Source organism: Haloarchaeobius sp. FL176 (genome assembly GCF_024609245.1).
In the GTDB taxonomy this organism is placed as follows: Archaea; Halobacteriota; Halobacteria; order Halobacteriales; family Natrialbaceae; genus Haloarchaeobius.
Genome location: NZ_JANJYH010000008.1, coordinates 94045 through 108967 on the forward strand (window position 1 = coordinate 94045; position 14923 = coordinate 108967).

Genomic DNA, 14923 nt, shown 5'->3' on the forward strand with positions numbered 1-14923 from the left:
GCCACAGTGTGCGGCGATTCTGAAGCGGAAGCGTCGCGCATTCGCTGCGGTATGCTGTCGCTACGTACTGCTACGGGGGAACACGGACCGCGAGTTAAATCGAACCGAGGCAACGTTTCAACGGCAATGAGCGCTCGAAATGAGACAGTAACCACAAACAGTGGGGGATCGGACGGAGAAACAGAGACGGGAGGTGACCGAAACGCGGACCACGGCGACCGGCCGGACAAGGTTGAACAGGAGCTGGCGCTGGATATCATATTCGAGATAATCGGGAACAGTCGCCGACGGCTGGTCCTCCAGTGCCTCGATGAGAGCGACGAAGAGACTCTCGAACTGAGTGACCTCTCGGAGCACATCGCAGCAATCGAGAACGACACGACCGAGGAGGCCCTGTCGGCGCAGCAGCGCAAGCGCGTCTACGTCGGTCTGTATCAATGTCACCTCCCGAAGATGGCCAGTTCGGGAGTCGTGGAGTTCGACAAGAACCGTGGGACGGTTTCCGAGGGACCGAACGCCGAACAGCTGGATCCGTATCTCGACGTGGGCGAGCGTGCGGACAACGATAGCCGACAGACGCTCCTTCTCGGGGCGGCTGCAGTCGTCGGGTACATCCTCGCGGGGTTCGGTGGTTTTCCCGGCATCGTTGCCGGTGGCCTCGTCGTGGTGGCGTCGGTTCTGGGAGTCGCGTGGAAGCGAGAGCGGTCGCGATAGCGTCGACGACGGTATCGCTGCCAGCTGGACGGACCGGGACTGGTCTCTCGGCGGGAGGGTCCTCAGTCGACGGTCGCAGGGATGGGGCTACCAATCGACCAGCGTCTCCGACTAGGTATCGGGCACCAGAACTCGCCAGTGTCGGTCGTTGATGGACTGCTCGTGGGGGCGTCGGCGTTCAGCGGGCAGCCGCGCCATCGTGGATATCGGCGTGACGTGCACAGTCGAGACAGTGCTCGACCTCGCCCTCCCAGCCGAATACCCGGACGAAATCGTGCGAGACGTACCGACCGCAGTTGTTGCAGAACGGCATCTTCAGCCCCCCTCGTCCGTTCGACTGTCGGGAACGGGGAACGCGCCAGTCGTCCGGAGTACTGGTCCCGGTCGCAGACGAGATCCCGGCGATGCGTGCCACTGTCTCGGAGTCATCACCACGTCCATCCCCGCTGATGATAATAAAGCCGCGAGTCCGTTTCGACGACTGAATGGCCGGGTAGAAAGTGCCTAACTCGTTTTTCGGAACGCCCTGTTCCGACAGTCAGTCAGACCGTCCCGGAACAGGGTCCCGCGACGACGACGAACCCGTCGCAGCCCGCGGTAACAGTCCGTTCCTCGACGGAGAACATGACGCACGTGGCAGGTTCGAAGGTCCGAACGAAGGAGAGGGCCCAGCACGTCTGGACCGATGTCGTCGAGCAGCGTCTCCACCTGAGTGGGTGGTTGTGGCCTCGGCCAGGGTCTGGACAACCGCCATCGACGGGTCCGTGCCCTCAGTCCTGGCAGACCGAACGACGTGCCCGAACCCGGGAGCGTAGGCACGATTCGTAGCGCGCCGTGATACTATCTCTGTGCAGATTCTTTCGTCTGGATAAAACGCCCTGCTGGGTCGGGACAGTTCCGGCATGCCGAGTGTCGGTTGGGACGGCGCGAAACTCACTTCTGGACCGGAGAGTCTCAGTCCGTTTCGGTTTTCACGACGGTCACGGGCGCGTCACAGAGCCGCACCACACGGTCGGTCACGCTCCCGAGTAGCTGACGGTACTCGCCGGAGCGCGACTTCGTGCCCATGACGACGAGGTCGGCATCGATATCGGCGACCGTGTCGAGGATCTCCTCGTGAGGGTGTCCGTACTCCATGACGCTTTCGACAGTGACCCCGGCGTCGTCGGCCTCTTCGGCCACGGCGTCGAGAGCCTCCCGGCCCGCCTCCTCGAGTCCGGATTCGGCACCCTCGTGGTCGTGGACGTACTCGTCGCCCGGGTAGGCTCCGTACACGTCCTCGTCGACGACGTAGAGGACGGTGAGGGTGGCGCCAGTAGCCGCGGCGAGCTCGATGGCGTGCCGCGTCGCGTCGGTCGTGCTGGAGTCACCGTCCGTCGGAAGGAGAATTCTATCGTACATCAGTTGACCAGACGAACTGGAGAGACAAGATGATTGTCCCGATTCCCGGACGATGGGAGGCGATTCCTGCACCGACGAGCAGACAGTGGGAACTGGCAGCAGTGACTTCAACGATGGTCGAGAAACCCCGCGCATGAACGAGTTCGAACTGGTGGGCCGGCTCGTCGCCGGTCTGTTGCTCATCCTCGCCAACGGCTTCTTCGTCGCCATCGAGTTCGCGCTCACTCGGGTCCGACAGTATCCCGAATCGGAGTTCGAGGCCCCCGGCCTGCGTCGGGCGTGGGAGATGACGGAGGAACTGGAGATCTACCTGACGAGCTGCCAGGTCGGGATCACGGCCTCGAGCATTGCGGTCGGTATCGTGGCCGAGCCAGCGCTCGCCGCGCTCTTCGAGCCGTTCCTCGAGAACACTGCCCTGGCCTCGGTCGGTGCCGGCGGTGTGCTCGCGTTCCTCATCATCAACCTGCTGCACCTGACCCACGGCGAGCAGACGCCGACCTACCTCGGTGTGGAGCGCACGAAGTTCGTCGCACGCTACGGTGCGAGGCCGCTGTACTGGTTCGCGAGGATCGTCTCGCCCGCTATCTACGTCGGTGACGGGGTGGCGAAGTGGACGCTGGGACTGTTCGGGGTCGAGATGACTGGGGCGTGGCTGGAGACGGAGTCCGAACGCGTGGAATCTCGTGCAGACCTCCGGAACCGGCTCGGCTCGCTGCTCGAGCGCGGTGACCTCCACGAGGAGCGCAAACAGGAGATACTCAACGCGTTCACGGTCGGCGACAGGCCCGTCGCCGAGGTCATGACCGACGTCGACGACGTGATTTTCCTCTCGGCGGATGCGAGCGCTGCGGAGAATCTCGATCGGATCGGGTCGAGCCCGCACACCCGCTTCCCACTGGTGGGGGACAGTCCGGGGGAGTTCCTCGGCATCGTCTACGTGCCAGCCGTGGTCGACCGTATCGACGACCTGCGGTCCGGAGCGGCGAGCTGGGAGGACGTCGCCGCGGAGCCCCTCACCATCGAGGGGACGACGAAGATCAGCGCGGCCGTCGACACCTTCCAGCGCGAACACCAGGAGCTCGCGCTCGTAACCGACGAGGATGGGTCCGTGGTCGGCCTCATGACCGCGACCGACGCGCTGGAGGCTGTGATGGGTGAGATCGAGGACCCGCTCGACATCGAACTCGGGGGGAGAGCAAGCGCCTGACCGGCTATCGGGAGGGGTACCGGCGACGGTAAGTGCCAGTAACGTCCTCGAGTTCCACCTTCCCCTCGGGGACACGGTAGGCAGCGACCACGTCACGGTCGGCGAACTCCGAGTTCGTCGTCTTGTCCACCGCGAAGCCGACGTAGGTGCAGTCCTCGCGGGTGAACTCGACGACCGAGTACCCCCAGTTGTGGCTGTCGAAGAACTCGATGTGTGGGTTCATGCCGGTGACGAGTTTCGTCAGGAGCGGCTCGGTGATCTTCCCCCGCCAGCCCCGGGTGATGTGCAGTGCTTCGGCAGCGTTCAGCGACGTGATGGCTGGCGTCATGAACTCCACGCCGATGCGGTCGCCCTGTGCGACACCCTCCCCGCCGCTGACACGACCGGGGTACGAGGTCTGCTGGTAGGCCGCGACGTAGCAGTGCATGTCGCCGGTCAGCGTGACGTAGTTCTCGACGTCCGCGCTCGCGATGGCCTCGGTGATCTGCTGTCGCTCGCGGGTGTAGCCGTCCCAGCCGCCCTGCACCGGATACACCGAGAGCGGGCCGGAGCCGAGACGGAACGGAACCGTGAGCACCTCGTCGGCCCAGACGCGCCAGAGCGTCTCGGACTCGGTTATGGTGTCGACGAGCCACTCACGCTGTTCCTCGCCGAGCATCGTGCGCCCCGGCGGTTCGTACTGGGGACCGACGTTGTCGGGCGTCGGGATGGCCTCGCGTGGCGGGTCGCGGAACAGTCGCTCGTCGGTCATCGCGAGCGTGACGAGGTCGCCGAACTGGAGCCTGCGCCAGAGCCGGAAGCGGTCCTGCAGCGACTCGCCGTTGGGGTCGTACTCCACACGGGCGGGCATGAACTCCCACCAGGCGTGCATCCCGTCGGCGACGAGTTCGGTCATGAACTCGGGGTCGTCTCCACGGGGGTGGTCGCCAGCTGGCGCGTCGGTCCGGTCGTCCCAGTAGACGTCGTTGACGAGTTCGTGGTCGTCCCAGCCGGCGATGAGGGTGTGTGACTCCAGCGCCTCCTGGAAGAACCGGTCGGACCGGTACGTCCGGTAGAGGTAGCGGTAGTCCTCGAGATTCCAGACGCGTTCCTTACCACTCGGCAGGTCTTTCTCCCGTCCGGGGTAGTCGTACGACCCGAAGCCCTTGAAGTCGCCAGCCTCCGACTCGTAGATGGCGTCCCCGACGTGGACGATGAAGTCGACGTCCTCGTTGGCGACGTAGTGGAACGCCGGATAGTAGCCGTTCAGGAAGTTCTGACAGGCGACGACAGCGAAGGAGACCGATTCCGGGGAGTCGTCGGGGTGCGGGAGCGTCCGGCAACGTCCGGTCCGGGAGGCGACGCCGTCGTAGACGAATCGGTAGTAGTAGCGACTACCGGACTCGAGTTGCCCGTCGAGGTCGACCTTCACGGTGTTGTCGTGCGAACTGATGCGCTCCGATTCTGTCACGACCCCGTCGTAGACGATGGTCTCGAACGAATCGTCCTCGGAAACTTGGACGGCGAGCGGTGTATCAGGGTCGAACACGGCGGGTGATATCCGCGTCCAGAGGATGACACCAGTCGGGGTCGGGCCGCCGCTCGCGACGGACTGGGGGAACACCGCGTCGGGGTCGCCCTCGGCGTCGGGCTCGAACACGTCGGCGTCCTCGGTATCCACGACGTCGAGCGCGAGGGCCAGGTCGTGCGAGTCCAACTCCGAGAGGAGTTCCGAGTGGTCGTCGCCGTTCCGTGCCGGTTCGTCGCGTCCGCCGAGACCACCTGGGTTCGTCATCTGGTCCCACCCTTCGAAGACATCCGTCTTGCAGATTTCGGTCCAACCAATGCCCGCCACGCGGAAAAAGAACGGTCGCCGTTACTTCACGTCGGGCGTGGGAGTGTACCCGAGCAGGTAGCCGCCAGCGAGGTTCAGCAGAGCGACCATGACGAGCCCGCCGTTGAACAGCAGTGCGGACTCGGAGAACACGCCGAGGTCGCTGATGGCCCCGCCACGGAAGTCGTAGCCGGGGACCAGCGCCGCGGCGAGCATGATGGCGGTCATGAACCCCGCACCCAGAACGAACAGCAGGAGACCGGCGATGGTCCGGTCGTCGTCGGTCGTCACGTTGGGCGTCTCGGTCGTTCGAGAGAAGATACTGTTTCTAGTCATGTTCAATCACCATGTTATAGTACGCCTGCAAAATCGATACTCTAACCCTATGATTCTCGACCGGTGAGAATCATTGGCCCCCCGCTTTTCCGTTCGGACTCGACCTCGAGACTGTCGCCCCTGTTCAGGTCGCGAGCGTGCTCACATCGACGGTACCCTCCGCGGCCACCTCGACGATGGCCGTCTCGTAGTCGGCGACATCGTCCTCGACGGCCACCGTCCCGTTCACCCTGACCGTGAACGAACACGTCCCGCCGGGTTCCTCGCGCTCGACGGTGACAGTCGCCCCGGCCCCGACCGTGCGAGCGTCGTCGAGACACGTACCGTCCATTTCGACGGTCCCGGAGAATTTCTCGGCGACCGACAGCTGGACAAGGTCTGAGTCGGGGCCCATCGCGCCGGTGCCGCCGGCGGTCCACGTCTCTGTGTCTGTCGCCGTCTCCGTCGCAGTCGCCGTCTCGACTGGCGTCGACGTCGGTGACTCGGTCGAACCGTTACCACCGGGTGTGACCGCCGAACACCCGGCGAGGAGCACCACGCAGAGGACCAGGACTGGGAGGGCCTGCTGTCGCATACGTCGGGCTGCTGTCGCGTCAGGTAAGTGTCTTGGGCCGGATCGGACCAAACCTCGTCGTCTCGTCTTTCAGTGGCTTACGCGGTCTTTTCTGCAGCGTCGACCGTTGCGAGGAACGACCGGACCGCGTCGACGACGCGCTCTGGGTCCTCGTTGGGACCCATGTGGCTCAGACCGTCGAACTCGACGAGTCGACTGTCGACGACGGCCTCGTTCGCGGCTCGGACGCCGTCCCGGAGATGCGAGGGGGCCTCGGTCCCGGTGAGCATGAGCGCTGGCGCGCGGACGTCCACCGTCTCGGGGAGCTCGTAGCTCTCCAGTGCCCGGTTCATCCGGACCGAGTTCTCGACGAACCGGACGTACTCCGGCCAGACGGGCCATTCCTCCAGCCACGCGTCGAGCGCCTCGCCGGACAGGGAACCGCCGTGGATGACCTCCTCCACGTGGCGCTTCATCGCGCCCTCGCGGTCCCCTGCGTCGAGTCGTTCCTGCATCTTGCTCGCGAGGCCGGCCTCCTCGCGGTACTCCCCGACGAGGATGGCCGGCTCGTAGGCGACGACCGCCGAGACCGGGGCTTCACGGGCTGCCTCGATGGCCTGCAGCCCGCCGAAGGAGTGCCCGAAGACGACCGGCTCCCCGTCGACCGAGTCGATGACCGCCCGGGCGTCCTCGACCTCCCGCCTTAGGCTGTAGGCTTCGCTGTCCTCGCTCCGACCGCGGCCACGCCGGTCGGAGATGGTGAGTTCGTAGTCGTCCTCGAGGTGGGGGACGACGGCGTCCCAGTACTCCTTGCCGATGGAGTCGCCGTGGAGGAGGACCATAGGTGGCCCCTCGCCGTGTCGTTCGTACGCGATCCGTGTCTCATCTGCGGATGTGACTGTCTGCATACGGTATGCATTGCTCGGGGCCGGCCAGGGCTAACGGTGACTCGCAGTCGTGGGGCCGTTTAAGTCAGTCGGGCAGCGGTGGCCACGTCGAGGCGACGGTGGTCTCGACGAGGTGGGTCTGCGCACGCCGGAGCCGTTCCGAGGCCGCCGAGGCCCCGATACCGAGCTCCGCGGCGATGTCATCGAGCGACGCCCCGCGCGGCACGTCGAAGTAGCCCATCTCGTAGGCCGTACGGAGCGCCTCGCGCTGTGGGTCCGTCAGCCCGTCACCCGGCGGTTCGGGGTCGCCGTCGCGGGTGAGCCGCCGGAGCGCGAACCTCCCCTCGTCCTGCCAGAAGCGCCTGAACGCGTCGAACGCTGCGCGGTCGGCGAACCACCCTGACTGGACCCACCCCGTCGGTGTGACCTCGATGTGGTCGATGATGGCCTCCGCCTGGGCGAGGTCGCGGAGGCCGTCGAGGTCGTCGATCTCGTCGCCCATGTGTGCCTCCATGCCGACGCTCGGAACGACCTGATAGCGGAGGGTGTCGCCGGCCCGGCCGACGAGCGTGGACTGACCGACGAAAGACGCGCGGTCGAACGCCGCCTCGACCTCGGTCACCGGGGCTCCGGTCACGTACGCGAAGAAAATCGGCGTGCTGCCGTGGTTCAACTGCATCTCCAGCTCGATGCCTTCGCACGACAGGCCGTCGACGACGGAGACGAACGGCAGCACCTCGCAGGTGATCTCGAACTCGGCGACGAGGCCCATGGGCGTTCGTCAGCCGCGACCCGTATGTGTACGTCGGTATCGACCGACTGACGGCAGTCGCCCACCGTCAGCACTGCCGGCACCACCACATTGCCGAGCGAGCGCATCTGCGGACGAGACTGCGTCGGTCAGAAGTCCACTTCGTCCAGCGCCTCGGTCGCCACGTCGCCGAGCTCGCCGGCCTCGATGTGCGAGTACCGGTCGCGGACCATCTCCTCGGAGTTGTCGAGATAGCGCGCGGCCACGGTGTAGCCGAAGGCGCGAACCAGTACCTCTCCCATGCCGCGGCGGCCACCGTGGGGAGCGAGGTAGTCGTGCTTCGGGTGGTCGACGTCGACGTCGCTCGCCTCCGTCACCCGACGCAGCACGCTCCGGCCACCGTCGGTCGTCAACGACGGCGGTCGCAGGTCGGACTCGAGCGCCAAGAGGAGGTCGCGGGCGTGCTCCGCGCGCCGGTCGGCAATCTCGTCCGACTTGAGCCCGCGGTCGGCCAGTCCGTCCGTCACGACCGTGGCGAGTGTCCGCTGGTCGAGCGTCGGGAACACCGGCCACCGGTCGCTCGGCGGGTCGAGGAGCTTGCGGTACCGCCGCAGGGGTCCGACGACGGGGTCGGGCAGGCTCGCGGCGTCCCACTGCTGTTTCTTGCGGTACACCTCCATGCTCCCTGCCTCGACGTCGATCTCGTTCCAGCGGACGCCGCGCCGTCGGGGGTCGTCGGGGTCCCGCAACACCTCGCCCACACGGACGGCAGTGTAGGCGACGACGAAGACGAGCGCGCGGTCCCTGGCAGCACGGATAGCCCGGTACCGGGCCCGACCGCGGTCGAGGGGGTCGGTGTCCTCGGGTAGCCCGGTGAACTCCTCGATGGCGTCCCGTGCCACCGTGTCGACATGTCTGGTCAGTGCGTGGCGCTGTTCGGGCGTCCACGCCTGCTGGTCGCCGGGTTTGCGCCCGTCGTCGGTGGGCAACGGGGCCGTCGCGCTCGCGCGCTGTGCGTGGTGGGCACTCAGGTACCCCTCGTTGACGCACCAGCCACACCAGGCCGAGACGTAGGCGTAGTAGGTCTGGACGGTGTTGGGCTTGAGCCCGCGGTCGCCGGCGAGGTGGCGTGCGTACTCGCGAAAGACACGTTCGTCGAGGTCCGCGAACGTCGGCTCCCGGTCGGCCTCGGGGGCGATGCCGGACCAGTCGCCCGGGCCGCGCTCGCCTCGTGCCCACTCGGCGAAGCGGTCGAGCTCGCGGGCGGCGTTCCGCCGGTAGTTCCCCCCATCGCCGCCGCGGCCCTTCCCCTTGTCCTGCAGGTACCGGTCGAACGTCGCGACGAGCGGGCGGTCCTCGCGGTCGCGGGCCGCTCGTCGGTTCATCGTCCCACCTGCCGACGTGAAGCCGCCCGGTTTCCTTGCTGGTCCGGGGCGGGGACCAGGGACGGGTTCGACGTTTCCTCGACGATAGCCATTCTGTGCGACAGTGTGTGACACCGGCATTTAGCTCTTGTCGGTCCCGCCCCTCCTCTCGCGGGCCCAGAGCTAAGGTGGCTCCCCTGCTCCGTCTCGATATGCGCGCAGCAGTCCTCGAATCCTACGGCGAACCCCTTCGTATCGAGTCGGTGCCGGAACCGGAGCCCGAACCACACGGCACGGTAGTCGAGGTCGAAGCCTGCGGCATCTGCCGGAGCGACTGGCACGCGTGGCAGGGCCACGGCGAGTGGGCGGACGACCAGGTTCCGCTCGGTCAGGTGCTCGGTCACGAGCCCGCGGGCCGGGTCGCAGCGGTGGGCGAGGACGTGACGCGGCTCTCCGTCGGCGACCGCGTCGCGGTGCCGTTCAATCTGGGGGACGGAGCCTGCCCGCACTGCCTGAACGGCCACGGCAACGTCTGTGACGACGGGTACGCACTCGGCTTCGAACAGGCCGCACCCGGTGCCTTCGCGGAGGCAGTCCACGTCCCACACGCCGACTACAACGCCGTCGAGCTCCCCGCGAACGTGGCGTCCGAGGAGATGGCCGCGCTCGGCTGTCGGTACGTGACGGCGTTCCACGCGCTCTCACACCGGGTCGACCTCGGGGCAGGTGACTGGGTCGCCGTGCACGGCTGTGGAGGCCTCGGCCTCGCGGCCGTGCAACTGGCAGCCGCGCTCGGAGCGGGTGTCGTCGCGGTCGACGTTCGCGAGGATCCGCTCGAACTGGCGTCGGACCTCGGGGCGACCGCGACGGTGGACGCGTCGGACGTCGACGATGTTCCCGAGGCAGTGGCGACGCATACCGACGGCGGTGCCCACGTCTCTATCGACGCACTCGGCCGGGCGGAGACCTGCCGGAACAGCGTCGAGTGTCTGCGGACGCGTGGGACCCACGTCCAGCTCGGGCTGACGACCGACGCGGAACGTGGAGAAATCGCGCTCCCCGTCGACCGGATGTCCCGCTGGGACATCTCTTTCCTCGGGTCGCGCGGGATGCCACCGACGCGCTACGACGAACTGCTGCGAATGATTGCGACGGGCCGAATCGACCCCGGTGCGCTGGTGACTCGTCGCGTCGCGCTCTCGGACGTGTCGGACCGACTCGCCGCGATGACGGACTACGGAACACGCGGCGTGGAGGTCGTCACCGACTTCGGCGGGTAGGCCCGCGCAGGGGGTGTGAGTCAGTCCAGCGGGGTCGAGCGGCCGGTCACTGATTCGGCGTCCAGCCTGAAGATGACGATGTCGATATCGTTGATGTCCTCGTCGAACACGCGAATCGGAGTGAACTGGCGGTTGATCTCGGCGGTGTCGAACCGGTCGTGGTCCGACTCGGGGATGCGCTCGAGCGTGCCGCGCACGACGATGCTCCAGGAGTCGATACCACGGGCCTCGTCGGTCTCCTCGGCGCCGTAGACGACGTAGGAGACGGAGCCACCGTGATCGAGCACCTCCCGCTTGTGGCTGCCCGCTGTCATCCCCAGACGGAAGTAGAGGTCCTCGCCGTCGTAGTAGTGGGCGAGCGGGATGCCGTAGGCGTCACCTCCGTCCGCCATCGAGAGCACACCAGACTCGGCGGACGCCAGTCTCTCGGCGATCTCCTCGTCGTCCATCCCTCGTGTGTACGCGTACTCGATGTGTTCCATAATGGGTCCAGTTGCCTACTTTCACCTACGCCCGTCGATGGTTTAGGTTGTCCGGTGATTGTGAGTCCTCTATCTGCGGGGGACATCTGTCAGAAGACCACTTCGACTGGGTCACCGTTCACAAAGGTTAGGAGGGTACAAGCACATTGGTAGCACATGGCAGATACGAAGAAAGGTCGCGACAAGAAGGCGCACAAGGAGGAGCGGCGGCAGGAGGAACGCGTGATGGAGGCGGAGCTCGAAGCGGTCGAGGAATCGGACCTGCAGGATACCGACGAGTGGGAGGAGCTCATCGGCGAGGGCAGCGCGGACGACGAGTGAGCCGGACGCTCCGGCTGGTGGCTCCAGTCCGTGCTGCGGTCTCCATCTGCAGGACCAACTGATTCGAGCGACGGGGTTGACACCCGTGACGGGCGGGTTCGTGATTCGTCACCGTGTCGTTCGAAAATACGTACACTCAGTACCTCACAAAGCATCCTCAGATAGTGTTTCTGAAGCCTGAGTTCTGTGGCGGAGCGGTTGCATTGCAGGTCTCGGCGGCGAGAATCCTGGACGAACGTTCCCAGAGCTGTCGCTGTCGGCGACAGCGTCGCCACTCACACCGCAGACCAACTCGGACGAGAGTTACCGAGTAAACCGGTCGTCCGGTGGCCGGTGAGCAGGGACGGCCCGACGCACCGCGAGGGCCGTCCACGCAGCCCCGAACCAGATTCACGAACTCCGTGTACGGCCACCACCAGAGGCGACGCCCGCCTCGGCGCGGCGTCGCCACAAACTCGTAGTGCAGATACCGCCACACATTCTGGAGCAGCAGACTCACCACGACCTACAGCAGTCTCACCGTCGCGTCTCGCGTCGTTGTCGTCGCTATCGCTTGCTCGGACAAGCGATAGCTCGACTCGATACCGAAGCGTTTCGAGTAGTGGTATCGAGCGCCTCGTGGTTTCTGGAGGTCGTACTAAGACCTGATTCACACCTGTCTTTCCGGACCTGGTACTGTGTTCTGAGCTGTTTCTAAGGCCAGATTCAAACCAATGAGAGCTTCTGATTGCTGTAGATTCTGTCTGCTCACACAATTGGACACACGAGCTACTCAAAGAGGTCCGAAAGTGGAATTTCAGTACTCGTTACTGGATACCCATTGCCTTCTTCTTCCGAGGCGACCCCAACGACAAATTTGTCAGCGTCTTCGAGGGGGAAGTCTGGCGAGATCTCTGGGTAATCAAGATTCACAGTTCGTGATGTTCCGACGTGACTTTCGGATACTGATTCCGCGACTAGGGCTGTCGTGGTCGGATCATCGGACACTCGTGCTTCACTTCGGTACGTCATTGTCGTGGCGTTGGGAATCCCCGAAACACTCGGTCCGATGGCAACCGCGTAAATAACAGCGTTTAGCACCGGTGTCTGTGACTGTGCGGTGACGGTAACGTCAAAATCATTGAGTGTTCCGGAAACAGAAATATCTATATCCGGTGCAGAGGACGCACGCCAAGTGAACGTCTCACTCGACGAAACTGAGCTGACTGTGACCTCACTGACTGATGTCCATGGGTACGCATAGGCCGTTGAAAGAACAATTCCTTCATCAGTCACTTCTAACTCTTTTCCATCGTCGCCATAGCGTTCAAGCCTATATGCTTCACCGGATAAAGTTGCCTCTCTAATATCCTCGTTTGCGATATTTGTCCGATTTGGTATCTGATAATTCAGGTCTGCAGCAGTCGAATCTGAATCAGTCGGGTTTTGGAGCTTCGTGATTCCCATCGGAGCGCTTGTTACGTCAGCGTCCTCCGTCGCGAGGTAACCCTTATTCTCGAAGTACAGGTTAGAGAAGGCGGAATCGGACGCGTTGTAGCCCTCGAATTCTTGTTGTCCTCCAGCTGGAATTTCAAATAGTGGGACGTCTTCTGGCTCTCGATAATCTCCTTCTTCTGAATCTATCTCGGTAAACACTGTGGCCATTGGAATCATCGCAGATGAACCGTTAACGACTCGCAGTTCACCGGAGGATACCTGCTCAATGGAGACAGCGCTCGCACTTGGGTCTGACTGGTTATTTTCTGCCGACTCTGTAGGCTGTTCTGTTTCTGCTGTTGATGTCGGGGTTGGTTCTGCCGTATCGACGTCAGGTGCTTCTGCTTGATCGGACTCAATAAAGCCCGAGCAGCCCGACAAAGTAGTTGTAAGCCCGGTCGCGGCGATTAAGAACCGTCTCCTGGTCTTGTCATTCACACTGAATCAAGGTGATGCATGAGGGAAGTATTTAATGGCTCTGGTGAATCACTAGACAGCGTCGGTTTCGACCGGAGGAATTTGGAAGATGAAGCGGGAAATCGGCGAAGCTCTATGCCGAAGATCTCCCGCTGCACGAGCAAAGCTGTCACGTTAGCTAAAAACACTGTTGTTGGTTGAGGCGAAGTCGGCGTCCTGTCCGTCGAGTTGTTCGTCCAGTCTCTTCGCGGCCCCGAGAACGAGGCTCATGTCGTTCCGGAAGTTGTGTCGCAGCACGCGGTTCAGAAGGCCGATGAGCTGGGACCGCCGCGGAGCGCCACTTGGCGGGCCTCGATCTCGTTCGTACTCCCGTCGTTCGACCGTCTGGCCGACTAACCTGGCGAACAGCTCCACGAGGTACGTCTCGGATTCGGTGGAATCGCTTGCTCGGCGGTATCGGCGAAACAGATCGTCCCGTAGGACTCGTCGTCCACGATAACCTTCGCACCGATGTAGGTGCCGAGTTCGAACGCCTCGAAGGCCTGCTGTGGTATCTGAGAGGAACGCCCGACGTGTTCGATAGCCAGCGCACTGTCGATCTGGGTCGTTCGACGACAGTATGCCTGGTCGAGTGGACAGCTCTCACCGGGTTGGATGAGCGGGTGGTCACTGATGGCGTAGACGACCTCCTGTGTGCCATCGCGAATCCGAGTGAGGAAACCGATCGGGAGCTCCAGGGAGTCGGTGCCCAACTCCAGCCCGCCTCGGACTTTCGACTCCAACGACTCGCCGGGGTCGGCGAATCTGTCGGAGAGTCGCTCCCGATTCGTGGTCGGATTCATCGATGGCGGTCATTTACACAGAGAAGGTGAGTTCGTAGTTAACGTTTTTCACTGTTGGTGAGCCACACTGTTCGAGTGTTCAGAATGTCGGTCCACCGTCGGTCGTGCCGCCCATCTCAGCGGGGTTCTTCATACCCTCCTTGACGCCGAGATGGACGAGGGCCACGTTGACGGGAAACGCCACCAGGAACCCCACGGACAGGGAGAACACCAGGGCGCCCCAGAACAGCACGTCTCCGATGGTCGCCTCGCCGGCGAGCAGCAAGTCGGTCCCGATGGCTGCGACCTCCATCACTGTGATGCTCGGCGTCTCGCTGTAGAGCGCGTCGCGTATCGATTCTGCAAACCCGACACCCTCCTGCAGCAACGGGCCGACCGTGAGGCCGTAGCCGAACAGGTACGCGAGGCCGAACGTGCCGGCGGTGATAATCGTCGAACTGTCGAGGGCGAGCAGCCCGGCGAGCAGCAGGAACCCCAAAATCTCACCCGCACCACAACCGGAGTAGCAGTGCGCGGTCGACCGCAGACCGCGTCGCCAGAGGGAATCGCGGGCGATTTGCGCCCGTCCGGCGATGGTGTACACCCCCAGGCCGACCGGTCCGGAGTAGAGCACCACCAGTCCCCAGACACCCTTCATCAGGGATGGGAGCGCCCGGTTGTGCTGCTGGAGGTCCCAGACCAGTACTGCAAGGGAGAACAGCACCAGAATCCCCCAGGCCGCCATCACTGTCGGGTCCGACAGCAGGGGGCGAATAAGATCCCGTAGGGGTTCGAGCGACCGTTCCAATGCGGATAGGGTAGTTCCGAGTACCATGGTTCGACTATCCACCCGACGGTGGGCTTTGCTATGCGGGATTGTCTTCACTCGGACTTGGGTGGCTGGCCTATGTGTCTCGACGACGGTGTGCTACCGATTCAGGTGTCACACCGTGTCAGCTAGTCGCTCCGTCTACGAAAGCCTCTGACAGGTGTTCAACTTGGTCGGCGGCATACTCGGGGAGTACTCTACGGTGACACCGCGTTTCGCGAGAAGCACTGGCGTTTCAGCGTGCGAAACACTGTTTCGGCTTTGATACGCT

At 64.0% G+C, this 14923-nt stretch carries 16 protein-coding genes and 1 pseudogene; 4 read left to right on the top strand and 13 right to left on the bottom strand.

The features are described 5' to 3' along the window. Positions 1 to 126 precede the first annotated feature (126 nt). Positions 127 to 714: a hypothetical protein gene (locus tag NO978_RS14775; protein WP_257300365.1), complete on the top strand. Its 588-nt coding sequence runs from the start codon at positions 127 to 129 to the stop codon at positions 712 to 714. Positions 715 to 892: 178 nt separating this feature from the next. Here the strand turns inward: NO978_RS14775 and NO978_RS14780 are convergent, their stop codons facing one another. Further along, positions 893 to 1027 (bottom strand): hypothetical protein, encoded by a 135-nt coding sequence (locus NO978_RS14780; protein WP_257300366.1) that lies wholly within the window; start codon positions 1025 to 1027, stop codon positions 893 to 895. A 641-nt stretch (positions 1028 to 1668) separates the two neighbouring features. After that, positions 1669 to 2115: a universal stress protein gene (locus NO978_RS14785; protein ID WP_257300367.1), complete on the bottom strand. Its 447-nt coding sequence runs from the start codon at positions 2113 to 2115 to the stop codon at positions 1669 to 1671. Positions 2116 to 2248: 133 nt separating this feature from the next. Between NO978_RS14785 and NO978_RS14790 the strand changes: the two genes are divergently transcribed. Continuing rightward, the gene (locus NO978_RS14790; RefSeq protein WP_257300368.1) at positions 2249 to 3322 is read left to right on the top strand and encodes a hemolysin family protein; all 1074 of its coding nucleotides are present in this window, start codon (positions 2249 to 2251) and stop codon (positions 3320 to 3322) included. Between the two features lie 4 nt (positions 3323 to 3326). Here NO978_RS14790 and NO978_RS14795 read toward each other — a convergent pair whose 3' ends face one another. The 6 genes from NO978_RS14795 to NO978_RS14820 form a co-directional block, all read right to left on the bottom strand. After that, entirely contained in the window at positions 3327 to 5096 is a 1770-nt protein-coding gene (locus tag NO978_RS14795) for an alkaline phosphatase (RefSeq protein ID WP_257300369.1), read from the bottom strand. Positions 5097 to 5177: 81 nt separating this feature from the next. Next, the gene (locus NO978_RS14800; protein ID WP_257300370.1) at positions 5178 to 5471 is read right to left on the bottom strand and encodes a DUF998 domain-containing protein; all 294 of its coding nucleotides are present in this window, start codon (positions 5469 to 5471) and stop codon (positions 5178 to 5180) included. A gap of 124 nt (positions 5472 to 5595) precedes the next feature. After that, complete coding sequence (locus NO978_RS14805; RefSeq protein WP_257300371.1) at positions 5596 to 6045, bottom strand: hypothetical protein; 450 nt, start codon at positions 6043 to 6045, stop codon at positions 5596 to 5598. Positions 6046 to 6122: 77 nt separating this feature from the next. Beyond that, positions 6123 to 6932 carry an alpha/beta fold hydrolase gene (locus tag NO978_RS14810; protein ID WP_257300372.1) on the bottom strand — a complete coding sequence of 270 codons (810 nt, stop codon included), beginning with the start codon at positions 6930 to 6932 and terminating at the stop codon, positions 6123 to 6125. A gap of 64 nt (positions 6933 to 6996) precedes the next feature. Then, the gene (locus tag NO978_RS14815) at positions 6997 to 7683 is read right to left on the bottom strand and encodes a helix-turn-helix domain-containing protein (RefSeq protein ID WP_257300373.1); all 687 of its coding nucleotides are present in this window, start codon (positions 7681 to 7683) and stop codon (positions 6997 to 6999) included. Positions 7684 to 7811: 128 nt separating this feature from the next. Then, on the bottom strand, positions 7812 to 9047 hold the full coding sequence (locus NO978_RS14820; RefSeq protein WP_257300374.1) for a phage integrase SAM-like domain-containing protein: 1236 nt from the start codon (positions 9045 to 9047) through the stop codon (positions 7812 to 7814). A 191-nt stretch (positions 9048 to 9238) separates the two neighbouring features. Here NO978_RS14820 and NO978_RS14825 point away from each other — a divergent pair, with 191 nt between their 5' ends. After that, positions 9239 to 10306 (top strand): alcohol dehydrogenase catalytic domain-containing protein, encoded by a 1068-nt coding sequence (locus tag NO978_RS14825; protein ID WP_257300375.1) that lies wholly within the window; start codon positions 9239 to 9241, stop codon positions 10304 to 10306. A 20-nt stretch (positions 10307 to 10326) separates the two neighbouring features. On the opposite strand, the gene NO978_RS14830 is transcribed toward NO978_RS14825, so the two are convergent. Next, positions 10327 to 10788 carry a pyridoxamine 5'-phosphate oxidase family protein gene (locus NO978_RS14830; protein WP_257300376.1) on the bottom strand — a complete coding sequence of 154 codons (462 nt, stop codon included), beginning with the start codon at positions 10786 to 10788 and terminating at the stop codon, positions 10327 to 10329. A 156-nt stretch (positions 10789 to 10944) separates the two neighbouring features. Here NO978_RS14830 and NO978_RS14835 point away from each other — a divergent pair, with 156 nt between their 5' ends. Then, positions 10945 to 11109: a hypothetical protein gene (locus NO978_RS14835; RefSeq protein WP_257300377.1), complete on the top strand. Its 165-nt coding sequence runs from the start codon at positions 10945 to 10947 to the stop codon at positions 11107 to 11109. 303 nt (positions 11110 to 11412) lie between these two features. Here the strand turns inward: NO978_RS14835 and NO978_RS14840 are convergent. From NO978_RS14840 to NO978_RS14855, 4 genes and pseudogenes are all read right to left on the bottom strand, one after another. Further along, a pseudogene (locus tag NO978_RS14840) lies at positions 11413 to 11731 on the bottom strand (ISH3 family transposase); the annotation flags it as partial. A gap of 146 nt (positions 11732 to 11877) precedes the next feature. After that, positions 11878 to 13023, bottom strand: coding sequence for a hypothetical protein (locus NO978_RS14845; RefSeq protein ID WP_257300378.1), 1146 nt, complete (start codon positions 13021 to 13023; stop codon positions 11878 to 11880). A 371-nt stretch (positions 13024 to 13394) separates the two neighbouring features. Beyond that, entirely contained in the window at positions 13395 to 13844 is a 450-nt protein-coding gene (locus NO978_RS14850; protein WP_257300379.1) for a hypothetical protein, read from the bottom strand. 79 nt (positions 13845 to 13923) lie between these two features. Further along, on the bottom strand, positions 13924 to 14568 hold the full coding sequence (locus tag NO978_RS14855; RefSeq protein ID WP_257300380.1) for a DUF4396 domain-containing protein: 645 nt from the start codon (positions 14566 to 14568) through the stop codon (positions 13924 to 13926). Between the last annotated feature and the right edge of the window lie 355 nt (positions 14569 to 14923).